Here is a 15,058-nt window from a genome sequence, read left to right as displayed (position 1 = left end):
TTTAGCACAAAAAGCGGAGATGCAAATCTTTTCGGTTTAATCAGCCTGTTTGCGTAAGAAAGCCGGGATATCTAAATAATCCGGTTCTTTATTGCTCTGGGCTGAAGAATCGTTGACAACCTGTGCCACTGATTTGCTCTCATCCATGCTGGTCATGCTGTTTTGCATTTGTGCATAACGATGTTCCATGTTGTTGGTCTGCACCGCTTTATTGGTTACCAGCGTGATTTCAGGACGTTTGTCCATGCCGATACCGGTCGCGACCACAGTCACACGCAGTTCATCGTTCATTTCAGGGTCTAAGGAAGTACCGATAACCACAGTCGCGTTATCCGATGCAAATGCACGGATAGTGTTACCCACAGTTTCGAACTCATCCAGACGCAGGTCAAAGCCCGCGGTGATGTTAACCAGCACACCACGCGCACCTGACAGGTCGATATCTTCCAGCAGCGGGCTGGAAATCGCCATTTCGGCAGCTTCTTCCGCACGGTCTTCACCGCGCGCCACGCCGGAGCCCATCATCGCGTAACCCATTTCTGACATCACAGTACGGACGTCCGCAAAGTCAACGTTCATCAGGCCCGGACGGGTGATCAGTTCTGCGATACCCTGGACCGCGCCGCGTAACACGTCGTTGGCGGCACCGAAGGCATCCAGCAGTGAGATCCCGCGGCCTAATACTTTCAGCAGTTTGTCATTCGGGATGGTGATCAGTGAGTCAACATGCTTGGATAACTCAGTAATCCCCTGCTCGGCGAATGCCATGCGCTTTTTGCCTTCAAAGTTGAACGGCTTGGTCACCACAGCAACAGTCAGGATGCCCAGCTCTTTGGCAACTTCAGCAACAACAGGTGCCGCACCGGTTCCTGTACCGCCGCCCATACCGGCTGCGATAAAGACCATGTCCGCACCGTCGAGTGCATTGCGCAGCGCTTCGCGATCTTCTTCCGCCGCGTTACGGCCCACTTCCGGGTTTGCACCCGCACCCAGGCCTTTGGTGATTCCGTTACCAATCTGGATAGTCTGGCCGACGGCGGTTTTACGAAGCGCCTGAGCGTCCGTATTCACAGCGAAGAACTCAACGCCTTCGATGCGTTCACGGACCATATGCTCAACAGCGTTACCGCCGCCCCCGCCGACGCCGATGACTTTAATCACCGCGTCGTTGGTCAATTCCATCGGTTCAAACATAATCTCTCTCCGTTTTGTGCCTTTCTTATATGGCGGCTATTATCGCCAGCCTTAATACAAATTAAAATTCTTTTCTGAGCCAGCCAGTTAATTTTTTAAACCAACTGCCCACCGAGGCACGTTTTTCTGTCTCGGTATCGCCGACCAGGTGAGATTCTTTTCCGTAATGCAGCAACCCTACCGCTGTAGAGTAATACGGTTCCTGCGCATAATCCGTTAAGCCGGTTATATTAAGCGGTTGTCCGATACGAACCTGTGTATGGAAAACACGCTGGGCGCACTCAACCAGTCCGTTAATCTGAGCCGCACCACCTGTCAGCACGATACCAGCGGCCAAATGGTGTTTGACACCCTGCTGACGTAATTGTTCCTGCACTTTCAAAATTTCGTCATTAACCAGATTGAGTAATTCGGTGTAACGCGGCTCAATCACTTCGGCTAATGTCTGGCGCTGTAAACTGCGCGGCGGACGCCCGCCGACACTCGGTACTTCCAGGGTTTCGTCTTTGCTGACCAGAGACCCCAGCGCGCAGCCGTGACGGACTTTAATGGCTTCCGCATCATTCGGCGGCGTGCCGAAGGCGTACGCGATATCGCCGGTCACCACATTCCCTGCATACGGGATAACACGGGTGTGACGCAGTGCGCCGCCGGTGTAAATCGCCATATCCATGGTGCCGCCGCCGATATCCACGACACAGACACCCAGCTCACGCTCATCTTCCGTCAGTACCGCGAAGCTTGATGCCAGACCGGCAAAAATCAGCTGGTCAACTTTCAGTCCGCAACGCTCAACGGCTTTGACAATATTCTTTGCCATGTCGTTATGACAGGTGATCAGATGCACTTTCGCCTGCATCCGCACACCGGATAATCCCACCGGATTTTTAATGCCTTCCTGGTAATCGATGGCATATTCCTGCGGGATCACATGCAGAACACGGTGCTCGTCGCGGACACGGACAGATTTCGCCGTATGCACCACATTTTCCACATCTTCCTGGGTCACTTCTTCTTCTGAAATCGGCACCATACCGATTTCATTCTGGCAGCTGATGTGTTTGCCGGATAACGCCAGATAGACTGATGATATCTGGCAGTCCGCCATCAGTTCCGCCTGGTCGATGGCACGCTGAACGCATTTTACCACCGACTCCAGATCATTGACGCCGCCTTTGTCCATTCCGCGTGACGGGCAGTTACCCGCACCGATAATGTTCACCACACCGTCCGGCAGAATTTCACCAACAAGCGCAGATACTTTGGCGGTGCCTATTTCGAGGCCGACGACTAATTTTCTATCCGTTGCTTTGATCATTGTTATTCTGCCCGCCTTCTTTACCTGTTATGTCTTAATGTCCGTTTGCGAAAGGATCGATCTGCAATGGCGCCCAGCCGACCGCAGCACCGCTGTCATAGCGGAGATCGACATAATCAACCCGTTTGTCCTGTTCCTGCGTCAGGGTCGGATACAGTTCGATAAAACGCTGTAACCGGCCTTTGGTATCCAGCCGTCCGAGTTCAACCCGGACATCATTATCCAGCACAAGCTGCCAGGCATGACGCGGTGACATTGAAGCTGATTTGATTTTCAGCCCTGTCCCGCTGAGCTGCTGCGCCATTTCACGATACCCGCTCAGTACATCCTGTTCACTGCCCTGTGCCCCGTAGAGCATCGGGAAAGAATCTTTTTCTGTCAGTTCCGCCGGCAGGCTGAAAACCCGCCCGGCGTCATCAACCATCTGTGAGTCATTCCAGCGTGCATACGGCACATACTCGACCAGATGAATTTTTAATTCGTCCGGCCACTGCTTGCGCACAGTGACCTGACGTAACCACGGGATCCGTTCCAGCTGCTGCTGTACTTCATTGACATCCAGTTTCATAAACGTGCCGGGCGTCCCGAGGGATAACACCGCTTTGCGCACATTATCGTTTGTCGTGTAATGGCGCTCACCGGTTAATACCAGTTTTGACATCGGCAGGCGGTCTGCATCTTTCATCCAGTTCAGCACCATCAGCCCCCCCCAGACCAGCGTTCCCAGCACCATCAGGAAAAACAGCAGTCCGGCAAGGTATGTGCCGTTACTGGGACGTGAACCGTCATAATCCGAATCCGGATCCGGTTCACGCATATTCAGTGCAGCCTGTGACATATCAGTCCGCCAGTGCCAGAACGTCCGCCACAAAAGCGGAGAAGCTCATGCCTGCCTGACGCGCCGCCTGCGGCACCAGACTGTGGTTGGTCATACCAGGGGAAGTGTTCACTTCCAGCAGGTAGAACTGCCCGTCACTGTCGAGCATCACATCCACACGGCCCCAGCCTTCACAGCCCACGGCTTTGTAAGCAGCTTTTGCCAGCTCACGGATTTCTGTCTCGCGTGCCCCTTCGAGGCCCGGGCAGAAATATTGTGTGTCGTCAGAAATATATTTGGCTTCGTAGTCGTAGAACACCGCCGCCGGCTGAATACGGATAGACGGCAGCATCTGCTCACCGAGGAAGCCCACGGTGAATTCCGGGCCGCTCAGCCATTTTTCCACCAGCACGTCTTTGTCGTGTTTAAACGCTTCTTCCAGTGCCGGACGCAGCGCCTGCGCATTATCCACTTTGGACATACCGACACTTGAACCTTCCAGGCTTGGTTTGACAATCACCGGATAACCCAGCGGTGCCACACCCTGCTGTAATTCTTCATCGCTGATCTGCGCGAAACGGGCTGCACTGATGGCGAAATACGGCGCAATCGGCAGACCTGCGCCCGCCCACAGCTGTTTGGTGCGCAGCTTGTCCATAGAGAGTGCGGAGGCCATGACACCACTTCCGGTGTACGGCAGTCCCATCTGCTCCAGGCAACCCTGCAGTGTGCCGTCTTCCCCGCCGCGGCCGTGCAGCGCGATAAAGACTTTGGTAAAACCGTCTTCCTTCAGACGGGTAACCGGATACTCTTTGGTATCCACACCGAATGCATTAATACCGGCTTCTTTTAAACCGGCGAGCACCGCCGCACCTGAAGCCAGGGAGACTTCACGTTCTGCGGATGTACCGCCCATCAGTACCGCGACTTTTTCAGTCATTCTTAATTATCCTCACTCAAAACCGGTCGTAATTTTGTGTCAGCCAATGTACGCGCTATTTTACCGATATTTCCGGCGCCTTGAACCAGTATTAAATCATTATCTTCAAGAACCTGTGCCAGAACCGCTGCAATTTTGCCCGGTTCGGTGACCAGAATCGGATCCAGCTTACCGCGCTGGCGGATTGTGCGGCACAGCGAGCGGCTGTCCGCCCCCGGAATGACCGGCTCACCGGCGGCATACACATCCAGCATCAGCAGGATATCGACCTGATCCAGCGTGTTGGCAAAATCATCATACAGGTCACGGGTACGGGTGTAGCGGTGCGGCTGAAACACCATCACAATCCGCTTATCCGGCCAGCCTGCTCTTGCCGCTTTGATAGTCGCATCCACTTCGGTCGGGTGATGGCCGTAATCGTCCACCAGCATCACACTGCCCTCTTTCTGGTTGACGTGCTCCAGCGGGAAGTTGCCGAGGAAATCAAAACGGCGCCCGGTACCCTGGAATTCACGCAGAGAGGCCAGGATATCTTCATCCGGAATGCCTTCTTCTGTCGCGACCGCAATCGCCGCGGTGGCATTCAGGACGTTGTGACGGCCCGGTGCATTCAGTTCCACAGTCAGATCCGGCAGATTCTCCCGGTGAACGGTGAAGAAGCACTGTGAGCCGCGCTGTTCAAAATCTGTGATACGGACATCCGCATCCTCATGAAAACCGTAGGTAATCACATAACGGCCGATACGCGGTACGATTTCGCGGATAACCGCATCATCCATACACACCACAGCCAGGCCGTAGAACGGCAGGTTGTGCAGGAAATTCACAAAGGTGTCTTTCAGGGTTTCAAAATCACCGTGATAAGTATCCATGTGATCCGGCTCGATATTGGTGACCACGGCCACCATCGGCTGTAAATGCAGGAAAGAAGCATCGCTTTCATCCGCTTCCGCAATCAGGTAACGGCTTGAGCCGAGACGCGCATGCACACCGGCAGCTTTAACCAGCCCGCCGTTGACGAAGGTCGGATCCAGGCCGCCGCGGCCGTAAATACCGGAAATCATCGCCGTGGTGGTGGTTTTGCCGTGAGTACCGGCAATCGCCACACCGTGACGGAAGCGCATCAGTTCCGCGAGCATTTCCGCGCGGCGGATCACCGGAATACGGGCTTCACGCGCCGCAACGATTTCCGGGTTATCCGCTGAAATGGCGGTGGATACCACCACCACACTGGCGTCTGCCACGTTTTCCGGACGGTGATTGAAATAAATCGTCGCGCCCAGGTTAGTCAGCTGTTTTGTTACCGCATTCGGCGCCAGATCAGACCCGCTGATCTCATAACCTTCGTTCGCCAGCACTTCCGCTATCCCGCCCATACCGGCACCGCCGATACCGACAAAGTGAATGTGCCGGACACGTTTCATTTCCGGAATGAAGGATCGTAATTTCGCCAATTGCTGTGTATTCACGTTATTTCTTCGCTATATCAATTCGTTAGTGTTTTTTCGCTGCCGCGATAATTGCATCCGCCACCCGTTTGGTGGCATCGGTAATTGCGACACTCCGTGCTTTTTCCGCCATGGTCAGCAGGCGTGGTCTGTCCCACTCGCGTAACTGCTCTGCCACCGCCTGTGCATTAAAGGACGGCTGTTCCATGATAACCGCAGCACCCGCCTGTTCCAGCGGCAGCGCATTCCAGTATTGCTGGCGGTCTTTATGCAGGAACGGCACAAAAATCGCACCCAGCCCGACCACCGCGATCTCACTGACGGTCAGCGCCCCGGAGCGGCAGATAACCACATCCGCCCAGGTATAAGCTTCAACCATGTCATCAATAAATTCTGTGACTGTCACACTGTCTGACGCATTCTGCGCGTTATACAGCGCTTGTGTGCTTTCCGCACTGCCTTTGCCGGCCTGGTGGCGGATACAGACTGCATCCCCCATAATCCCGGCCACTTCCGGCAGGGTCTGGTTCAGGATACGGGCGCCCTGACTGCCGCCGATCACCAGAATGCGGACCGGCCCTTCACGTCCGGCAAAGCGTTCTGCCGGGGACGGCAGACTGAGGATATCCTCCCGCACCGGGTTACCGACCACCGGAGCCTGCGGGAACGCTCCCGGGAATCCCTGTAATACTGTGGTGGCGATTTTCGACAGCCAGCCGTTGGTCAGCCCGGCCACACCGTTCTGCTCATGCAGGATCACCGGAATACCACAGCGCCAGGCGGCCACACCACCGGGACCGGAAACAAACCCGCCCATGCCGAGCACGGCATCAGGCTGGTAGTCACACATAATTTTTTTCGCCTGTTTTACCGCTTTCGCGATACGGAACGGCGCGGTGAGCAGCGCTTTCACGCCTTTGCCGCGCAGACCGGTAATCTCAATAAAATCGATATCAATGCCGTGTTTCGGCACGAGCTGAGCTTCCATCCGATCACGGGTACCCAGCCAGCGGATTTCCCAGCCCTGACTCTGTAAATAGTGCGCAACCGCAAGCCCCGGAAAGACATGTCCGCCACTACCACCGGCCATCACCATCAGACGGGGGGGCTTTATTACTCATCGCGCTCTCCTTGAGAATGCCTGGGCTTTTGCCAGGCGTGTTTCAAAATCAATCCGCAGCAGCAAGGCAATGGCTGTGGTCATAATCACTAAACTCGAGCCGCCGTAACTGATCAGCGGCAGCGTCAGCCCTTTGGTCGGCAGCATGCCGGAGGCTGCACCGACGTTAACCAGGGCCTGGAAGCTGAACCAGATGCCGATGGCACAGGCCAGAAAACCGGCAAAACGCTGGTCGATCATCAGTGCGCGGCGGCCGATAACCATGGCGCGGAATGCGACAAAAAAGACCATCAGCAGCACCAGGATCACACCGAAATACCCCAGTTCCTCACCGAGGATGGCAAAAATAAAGTCGGTATGCGCTTCCGGCAGGTATTCCATTTTCTGAATGGAGTTGCCCAGCCCCTGACCGAGATAATCACCGCGCCCGAAAGCCATCAGTGACTGTGTTAACTGGTAACCGCTGCCGAACGGATCTTCCCACGGGTCAAGGAAGGAGGTTACACGCCGCATACGGTAAGGTTCGGCAATAATCAGCAGCACCACTGCCGCGACACCGCCGCCGATAATCGCGATAAACTGCCACATTTTGGCACCGGCGAGGAAAAGCAGCGCCAGTGTGGTGACAAACAGTACCACCACGGTACCGAGGTCCGGCTGTAACAGCAGTAACACCGCCAGCACAAACATCACGCCCATCGGCTTGCAGAATCCCCAGAAGTTATTTCTGACTTCATCCACCTTGCGCACCAGATAGCTCGCGAGATAAACAAACAGTGCCAGTTTCGATACTTCCGCAGGCTGAATACGCATCGGCCCGATAGCTATCCAGCGTGATGCCCCGTTAACCGAGCTGCCCACGCCGAGTACCACAATCAGCCCGCCGATCGTACCAATCAGCAGTAATGTGCTGTAGCGCTGCCACATTTCCAGCGGGAACCGCATAATCACCGCAGCGATAATAAAAGCAAAAATTAAGAAGCCGCCGTCACGCTTGGCAAAATAGAAAGGATCATCCGCCAGACGCTGCCCGACAGGCATAGAGGCGGAAGTCACCATCACAAAGCCAATCGCGGCCAGTCCCAGTGCAAACCACAGCAGTGTCCGGTCATACATCACGACCGTACTGAACTCGCCGTTACGCTCGCCGATCATCCAGTTTTTAAAACGCTGTGATCCGGGGAATCTCATGCCGCTAACTCCCGTGCCAAACGGGCAAATTCACGCCCGCGCTCTTCAAAATTACGGAACTGATCCAGGCTCGCACAGGCCGGTGATAACAGCACCATATCCCCGGCGGCCAGTGACGGCGCCAGTGCCCGCATTGCCTGCTCCATGGTATCTGTCAGCAGAGAGACATCCGGACGCAGCTGCGCCAGTTGTTCGCCGTCACGCCCGAAGCAGTAAAGACGGATTTTTTCGCCGCTCAGGTACGGCAGCAGCGGAGAGAAATCCGCTGATTTACCGTCACCGCCGAGCAGCAGATGCAGACAGCCGTCCACCTGCAGGCCGTTCAGCGCCGCTTCAGTACTGCCGACGTTGGTGGCTTTGGAATCATCAATCCAGCGGATCCCGGCAGATTCATGCACCAACTGAAAACGGTGCGGCAGACCGCTGTATGTGCGCAGAGCTTTCAGTGCGCCTTCACGCGGGATATTAACCGCATCTGCCAGCGCCAGAGCTGCCAGGGCATTACAGTAGTTATGCTGGCCGTGCAGGATCATCTCACTGCAGTTAATAATTTTTTCACCGCAGAAGCAGAGTGCCTGCTCATCGGTATCCAGCCAGTAATCCCCGGTTTCAACACCGAAGCTGACATATTCTGCGCGGTCACAATCACAGCCGGGCTGTGTCAGTGCATCTTCCGCGTTATACACGCAGACGGCAGCGTCGTGATAGACACGTAGTTTTGCCGCACGGTACTGCTCCAGCCCCTGCGGGTAGCGATCCATATGATCTTCCGTGACATTCAGAACAGTGGCCGCCGCCGGTTTCAGGCTGAATGTGGTTTCCAGCTGAAAACTGGATAACTCAAGCACACAGAGCTCGTAATCGTCTTTCAGCAGTTCCAGCGCCGGCAGACCGATATTACCGCCGACACCGGTACGCAGACCGGCGCAGCGCCCCATTTCCCCCACCAGGGAGGTCACGGTGCTTTTGCCGTTTGAGCCGGTGATCGCCACAACCGGGACAGTCACTTCGCGGGCAAATAATTCAATATCGCCGATAATTTCCGCACCGGCCTGCGCCGCTGCCTGCAGTTGCGGGGTACTGACCGCCACTCCCGGGCTTGCGATAATCAGGTCTGCATCCAGCAGCCACTGCGCTTCAAGACCACCGCAGTGACACTGAACGCTGTCCGGCAGCTTATCGATGCCGGGCGGGGAGATGCGGGTATCCATCACCTTCGGCGTAACGCCGCGTGACAGAAAAAAGTCCACACAGGAAAGCCCGGTTAAACCGAGCCCGACAATCACAATGTCTTTCCCCTGATAATTCGTCATGATTAACGTACCTTGAGTGTCGCCAGACCGATCAGCACTAACATCAGGGAGATAATCCAGAAGCGGACAATCACCCGCGGCTCAGGCCAGCCTTTTAATTCATAATGGTGATGAATAGGTGCCATCCGGAAAATACGCTGACCGCGTAATTTGAAGGATCCGACCTGTAAAATCACCGACAGAGTTTCCACCACGAATACACCGCCCATAATCAGCAGCAGGAATTCCTGACGCAGCAGAACAGCAATGGTACCCAGCGCGCCGCCGAGTGCCAATGAACCGACATCACCCATAAAGACCTGTGCCGGATAGGTGTTAAACCACAGGAAGCCCAGCCCTGCCCCGACAATCGCGGTGCAGACAATCACCAGTTCCCCGGCATGCGGCAGATACGGGATATGCAGATAATGCGCGAAATTCACGTTACCGGTCGCCCACGCCACCAGCGCAAACCCGGCAGCCACAAAGACGGTCGGCATAATCGCGAGACCATCGAGGCCGTCAGTCAGGTTCACCGCGTTACTGGTGCCGACAATCACGAAATACGCCAGCAGGATATACAGCACACCCAGCTGCGGCATCACATCTTTAAAGAACGGCACCACCAGCTGGGTTGCCGGGGTATCTTTACCGATGGCATACATACTGAACGCCACAGTCAGCGCCAGCACGGACTGCCAGAAATATTTCCAGCGGGCAATCAGCCCTTTGGTATCTTTGCGCACCACTTTGCGGTAGTCATCGATAAAGCCGACAATACCGTAGCCGATCAGCACCAGCAGCACACACCAGACATACGGGTTGTCCAGACGCGCCCACAGCAGAACAGAAATGGCGATGGAGAACAGGATCATCATGCCGCCCATGGTCGGGGTACCGCGCTTGCTGAAGTGCGATTCCGGCCCTTCACTGCGGACAACCTGGCCAATCTGCATTCTCTGGAGATACGCAATCACATGCGGCCCCATCCATAATGCGATAATCAGCGAGGTCAGCAGGCCGACGATGGCGCGGAACGTCAGGTAAGAGAAGACGTTAAACGCGGTATGAAACTGCACCAGATACTCAGCCAGCCAAATCAGCATGGGACATTCTCCTGCAAGGCGTGCACAACTTCTTCCATTGCGGAGCTGCGTGAACCTTTAACTAAAATTGAAATTGATGAATGCTGTGCCACCAGAGGTGCCAGCGCAGCAATGAGGGTTGTTTTGTCAGCGAAATGGTGTCCCTGACACTCATCACTGATAAAATGACTGAACTGACCTGCGGTGAACACCGCATCCAGCCCGGCATCACGGGCAGCCTGCCCGACTCTGCGGTGACTCTCTTCGGCGTAACCGCCCTGCTCGCCGATATCCCCTGCAACCAGCACGCGGTAACCCGGTAATTGTGCCAGCACACGGATTGCCGCAATCATTGAGCCGTCATTAGCATTGTAAGTGTCGTCAATCATCAGCTTGCCCGGTGCCAGTTCAACCGGGTATAACCGTCCCGGTACGGCGCTGGTTTGTGCCAGACCACTGCGGATATCCGCCAGTGTTGCCCCGGCAGACAGTGCCAGTGCCGCCGCCGCGAGAGCATTGGCAATATTGTGACGGCCCGGCAGCGGCAGGGTGACAGCGGTGCTGCCTGCCGGTGTGTGCAGGGTAAAGTCAGTGGTCAGCGGGTTCATCACCACATCTGCCGCGTAAAAATCGGCCTGCGGGTGCGGATCAACGGAGAAACTCCAGCGGGTCTGACGCGGGGTCAGATGTGCCTGCCAGTGAGTGACATCATTGCTTTCCAGATTAATGACAGCGGTGCCTTCGTCAGTCAGTCCGGTGAAAATTTCCCCTTTTGCCTGCGCGATGGCTTCTGCGGAACCGAACTCGCCGATATGGGCGGCAAACAGGTTATTCACCAGTGCGGTCTGCGGGTGTGTCATGGCAGCGGTATAGGCGATTTCGCCGGTGTGGTTGGCACCCAGCTCAATCACCGCAAACTGATGTTTTTCTGTCAGGCGCAGCAATGTCAGCGGTACGCCGATATCATTATTAAAGTTACCGGCGGTAAACAGGGTTTCGCCTGCCTGCTGTAAAATCGCCGCCGTCATCTCTTTGACAGACGTTTTGCCGGACGAACCGGTCAGCGCCACCACTTTCGCCTGACTGCGGTCACGGTTGCCTTTCGCCACCGCCCCCAGCGCAAGGCGGGTATCTTTAACAATAATCTGCGGACAGTTCACGTCCATCCGGCGGTTCACCAGGACGGCGGCAACACCTTTCGCTGCCACATCCGCAATAAAATCATGAGCATCAAAACGTTCACCGGCCAGGGCGATAAACAGCGCACGTTCACCGATAGTACGGCTGTCCGTGGTGACACTCTCAATCCGTTCTGATGCCGCGTGGCCGCTGAGGATAAGCTCCCCGGCGGTCAGTTGTGCGATATCAGCGAGGGAGAACGGGATCATGCCATTACTCCCAGCAGGCGGGCGACGGTCAGGCGGTCGGAGTAGTCCAGACGGCGGTTGCCGACCAGCTGATAATCCTCATGCCCTTTTCCGGCCACCAGCACCACGTCATCCGGTTTTGCCTGCATCACCGCAAAGGTGACGGCTTCCGCACGGCCCGGGATCGGCAGTGCACGGGAGGTATCAACCAGCCCGGCCATAATGTCATTGATAATCGCCTGCGGCTCTTCGCTGCGCGGGTTATCGTCGGTGATCACCACCACATCGGATTCCTGCTCGGCAATTGCGCCCATCAGCGGACGTTTGCCTTTGTCGCGATCACCACCGCAGCCGAAGACACACCACAGTTTACCTTTGGTATGCAGACGCGCCGCACTCAGTGCTTTTTCCAGCGCATCCGGGGTGTGAGCGTAATCGACAACAACCGTCGGGCGGTTATCCGCCGTGAAGACTTCCATCCGGCCGCAGACCGGTGTTAACGCGGTTGCAGCGCGCAGCAGTGTATTCAGGTCATAACCCAGTGCCAGCAGGGTTGCCGCAGCCACCAGCAGGTTACTGACATTAAAGGCGCCCATCAGCGGGCTGTCCAGCTCACCATTGCCCCAGCTTGAGGTAAAGGTGATGTGCGCACCGCTGTCGTGGTAATCCACAGAAACCGCTTTCAGGAAACGCCCCTGCCAGCCGGCCGGCAGATTATCATCCATCGTGACCGCGACCGCTTCCGGTAGTTTTGCCAGCCATTTCAGCCCTGTCTCATCATCCGCATTAATAATTTTTTGTTCGCTGTGATGGGTTGAGAACAGCAGCCATTTGGCGGCTTCGTAGTTGGCCATATCACCGTGGTAATCGAGGTGATCACGGCTTAAGTTAGTAAAGACCGCAGCCCGGAACGGCAGTGCCGCCACACGGCTCTGTACCAGTCCGTGAGAGGAGACTTCCATCGCCGCCACTGTGGCACCTTTTTTCGCCAGTTTGTCCAGCTCGAGCTGGATATCAACAGCTGAACCGGTGGTGTTTTCAGTCGGGATCACATGCCCGAGCAGCCCGTTACCCACCGTTCCCATCACGGCACTGGTTTCGCCCATCGCCTGAGTCCACTGCGCCAGCAGCTGGGTGGTGGTGGTTTTACCGTTAGTGCCGGTCACGCCGATCAGTTTCAGGCGTTCCGCCGGGTGGTGATAAAACTCACCGGCCAGGCGGGATAATTTTTCATTCAGGTGGCTGAGATACACCACCGGTACACCATGCAGAACCTGCACACTGCCGTCTTCCGCCGCACCATCCGCTTCCGCGACCACAGCAGCCACACCTTGGGCAATGGCCTGAGGAATGTAGTGACGTCCGTCGGACTGGTGGCCTTTAACCGCCAGAAACAGATCACCGGCAGCCGCTTTGCGGCTGTCCAGGGTCATATCACGTAACGCCTTAGCCGGTGCATCAACACCGAGCGGCGCGAGTAAATCGCGCAAATTACGATCTGCCACTTGTACCCTCTTTTGGTTTATTAATAACCACTTCATTAGTTTGTTCTTCCGGTGTCAGCGCATCGGGTTCCACGTTCATTGTCCGCAGAACACCGCCCATGATGGCACCGAATACCGGTGCAGAGATCGCACCCCCGTAATACTTGCCGCCCTGCGGGTCGTTGATAATCACAACCAGTGCAAAACGCGGACGGCTTGCCGGTGCAACCCCGGCGGTGTAAGCGATATAACGGTTCACGTATTTGCCGTCATCGCCCACTTTTTTCGCGGTCCCGGTTTTAATGGCCACGCGGTACCCTTTGATCGCAGCGCGCGTTCCGCCGCCGCCCGGTAACGCAACGCTTTCCATCATCTGAACCACGGTTTTCATCACCGGCTCAGGGAAGACGCGGGTGCCCGGCACCGGCGGATCCACTTTTGTGATGGACAGCGGGCGGTAAATCCCGAAACTGCCGATTGTTGCATAGGCCCGTGCTAACTGTAACGGTGTTACCATCAGCCCGTAACCGAAAGAAAAGGTGGCCCTTTCAAGCTCAGACCACCGTGTTTTTTTACTTGGGTATATGCCACTGCTTTCTCCGACCAGCCCCAGATTGGTCGGTTTTCCCAGCCCGAAACGCGAATAGACGTCCACGAGTTCCTGAGCGGGCATCGCTAACGCAAGTCTTGAGACACCTACGTTACTCGACTTCTGTAAAATACCGGTGATGGTCAGTTCGGCATAACGCGCCACGTCTTTGATTTCATGACCACTGATCCGGTACGGATAAGTATTCACCACGCTGTTCGGTTTGATGATGTTGTTGTGCAGTGCTGTCATCACCACCAACGGTTTTACCGTCGAGCCCGGTTCAAAAATATCGGTGATAGCGCGGTTACGCATAGCATCTTTCGGCGTGCCCTGGAGGTTGTTCGGGTTATAGGACGGGCTGTTCGCCATCGCCAGAATTTCCCCGGTGTTCACATCCACCAGAATCGCCGTGCCGGATTCCGCTTTGTTCAGTGCCACCGCACTGCTGATTTCGCGGTATACCAGCGCCTGTAAACGCTCATCAATACTGAGTGTCAGGTTGTGTCCGGCCTGACTTTCGCGGGCGATAGTATCTTCAATAACACGACCGCCGCGATCTTTACGGACTGTCCGCTGCCCCGGAACCCCGGTCAGCCAGCGGTCAAAGCTTTTCTCGACCCCTTCAATCCCTTCATCATCAATATTGGTGACACCAATAATGTGAGCAGTCACAGAGCCGGACGGGTAATACCGTTTTGATTCCGCCTGTAAATAAATCCCCGGCAGATTCAGTTTTTTCACATAATCGCCGATGGTCGGGTTCACCTGACGCGCCAGATAGACAAAGCGGCCTTTCGGATTCGCCGTGACTTTGCTTTTCACCTGTTCGAGCGGGATATTCAGCGCTTCGGACAGTGCGCGCCAGCGGGTGTCATCCCCTACCCCGCCTTTGTCGGCTAACTCTTTCGGATCAGCCCAGACGGCGTTTACCGGCACACTGACCGCCAGCGGACGCCCCATACGGTCGCTGATCATACCGCGTGCGGTCGGGATCTCCTGGACGCGCAGCGAGCGCATATCGCCCTCTTTGACCAGCATGTCCGGGTTGATAATCTGTAAATACGCGACCCGGATCAGCAGGGCGGCCAGGGCAAGCCCGATACCGCCGCATAACAACGCAAAACGCCAGCTGATAAAACTGGCTTTTTCTTCCGGACGTTTGATACGGGCACCGCCCTGCGTTTTGCCTGCTGCTTTTCTGCTTTTCATG

General features: G+C 55.8%; 12 protein-coding genes. All 12 read right to left on the bottom strand.

Annotation, left to right across the window (positions count from 1 at the left end):
• Positions 1–36 precede the first annotated feature (36 nt).
• The gene (ftsZ, locus tag JL661_RS04560) at positions 37–1,194 is read right to left on the bottom strand and encodes a cell division protein FtsZ (RefSeq protein ID WP_004238466.1); all 1,158 of its coding nucleotides are present in this window, start codon (positions 1,192–1,194) and stop codon (positions 37–39) included.
• 61 nt (positions 1,195–1,255) lie between these two features.
• On the bottom strand, positions 1,256–2,512 hold the full coding sequence (gene ftsA / locus JL661_RS04555; protein ID WP_004238465.1) for a cell division protein FtsA: 1,257 nt from the start codon (positions 2,510–2,512) through the stop codon (positions 1,256–1,258).
• Positions 2,513–2,546: 34 nt separating this feature from the next.
• The gene (gene ftsQ / locus JL661_RS04550) at positions 2,547–3,350 is read right to left on the bottom strand and encodes a cell division protein FtsQ (RefSeq protein ID WP_062772741.1); all 804 of its coding nucleotides are present in this window, start codon (positions 3,348–3,350) and stop codon (positions 2,547–2,549) included.
• A 1-nt stretch (position 3,351) separates the two neighbouring features.
• The gene (locus tag JL661_RS04545) at positions 3,352–4,269 is read right to left on the bottom strand and encodes a D-alanine--D-alanine ligase (protein WP_004238463.1); all 918 of its coding nucleotides are present in this window, start codon (positions 4,267–4,269) and stop codon (positions 3,352–3,354) included.
• 2 nt (positions 4,270–4,271) lie between these two features.
• Positions 4,272–5,738 carry a UDP-N-acetylmuramate--L-alanine ligase gene (gene murC, locus JL661_RS04540; protein ID WP_024474849.1) on the bottom strand — a complete coding sequence of 489 codons (1,467 nt, stop codon included), beginning with the start codon at positions 5,736–5,738 and terminating at the stop codon, positions 4,272–4,274.
• Between the two features lie 25 nt (positions 5,739–5,763).
• Complete coding sequence (gene murG / locus JL661_RS04535) at positions 5,764–6,813, bottom strand: undecaprenyldiphospho-muramoylpentapeptide beta-N-acetylglucosaminyltransferase (protein ID WP_218481026.1); 1,050 nt, start codon at positions 6,811–6,813, stop codon at positions 5,764–5,766.
• Between the two features lie 21 nt (positions 6,814–6,834).
• Positions 6,835–8,028, bottom strand: a complete 1,194-nt coding sequence (gene ftsW / locus JL661_RS04530; RefSeq protein ID WP_004238460.1) for a cell division protein FtsW — start codon at positions 8,026–8,028, stop codon at positions 6,835–6,837.
• A complete protein-coding gene (murD, locus tag JL661_RS04525; RefSeq protein WP_004238459.1) occupies positions 8,025–9,341 on the bottom strand; it encodes a UDP-N-acetylmuramoyl-L-alanine--D-glutamate ligase in 1,317 nt (438 codons plus the stop codon). Before murD ends, ftsW begins: the two co-directional genes overlap by 4 nt.
• A 2-nt stretch (positions 9,342–9,343) precedes the next feature.
• Positions 9,344–10,426, bottom strand: coding sequence for a phospho-N-acetylmuramoyl-pentapeptide-transferase (gene mraY / locus JL661_RS04520; protein WP_004238458.1), 1,083 nt, complete (start codon positions 10,424–10,426; stop codon positions 9,344–9,346).
• Positions 10,420–11,793, bottom strand: coding sequence for a UDP-N-acetylmuramoyl-tripeptide--D-alanyl-D-alanine ligase (gene murF, locus JL661_RS04515; protein WP_036415485.1), 1,374 nt, complete (start codon positions 11,791–11,793; stop codon positions 10,420–10,422). The genes mraY and murF overlap by 7 nt, the downstream gene beginning before the upstream one ends.
• Positions 11,790–13,277: a UDP-N-acetylmuramoyl-L-alanyl-D-glutamate--2,6-diaminopimelate ligase gene (gene murE, locus JL661_RS04510; RefSeq protein WP_024474844.1), complete on the bottom strand. Its 1,488-nt coding sequence runs from the start codon at positions 13,275–13,277 to the stop codon at positions 11,790–11,792. The genes murF and murE overlap by 4 nt, the downstream gene beginning before the upstream one ends.
• Positions 13,264–15,057, bottom strand: a complete 1,794-nt coding sequence (gene ftsI, locus JL661_RS04505) for a peptidoglycan glycosyltransferase FtsI (protein WP_004242042.1) — start codon at positions 15,055–15,057, stop codon at positions 13,264–13,266. The genes murE and ftsI overlap by 14 nt, the downstream gene beginning before the upstream one ends.
• Position 15,058: the final 1 nt, after the last annotated feature.

The sequence above is a fragment of the Morganella morganii genome (genome assembly GCF_019243775.1).
In the GTDB taxonomy this organism is placed as follows: domain Bacteria; phylum Pseudomonadota; class Gammaproteobacteria; order Enterobacterales; family Enterobacteriaceae; genus Morganella; species Morganella morganii.
The sequence above is the reverse complement of the archived record's forward strand: the minus strand, read 5'-3'. Positions and strand labels throughout refer to the sequence as shown.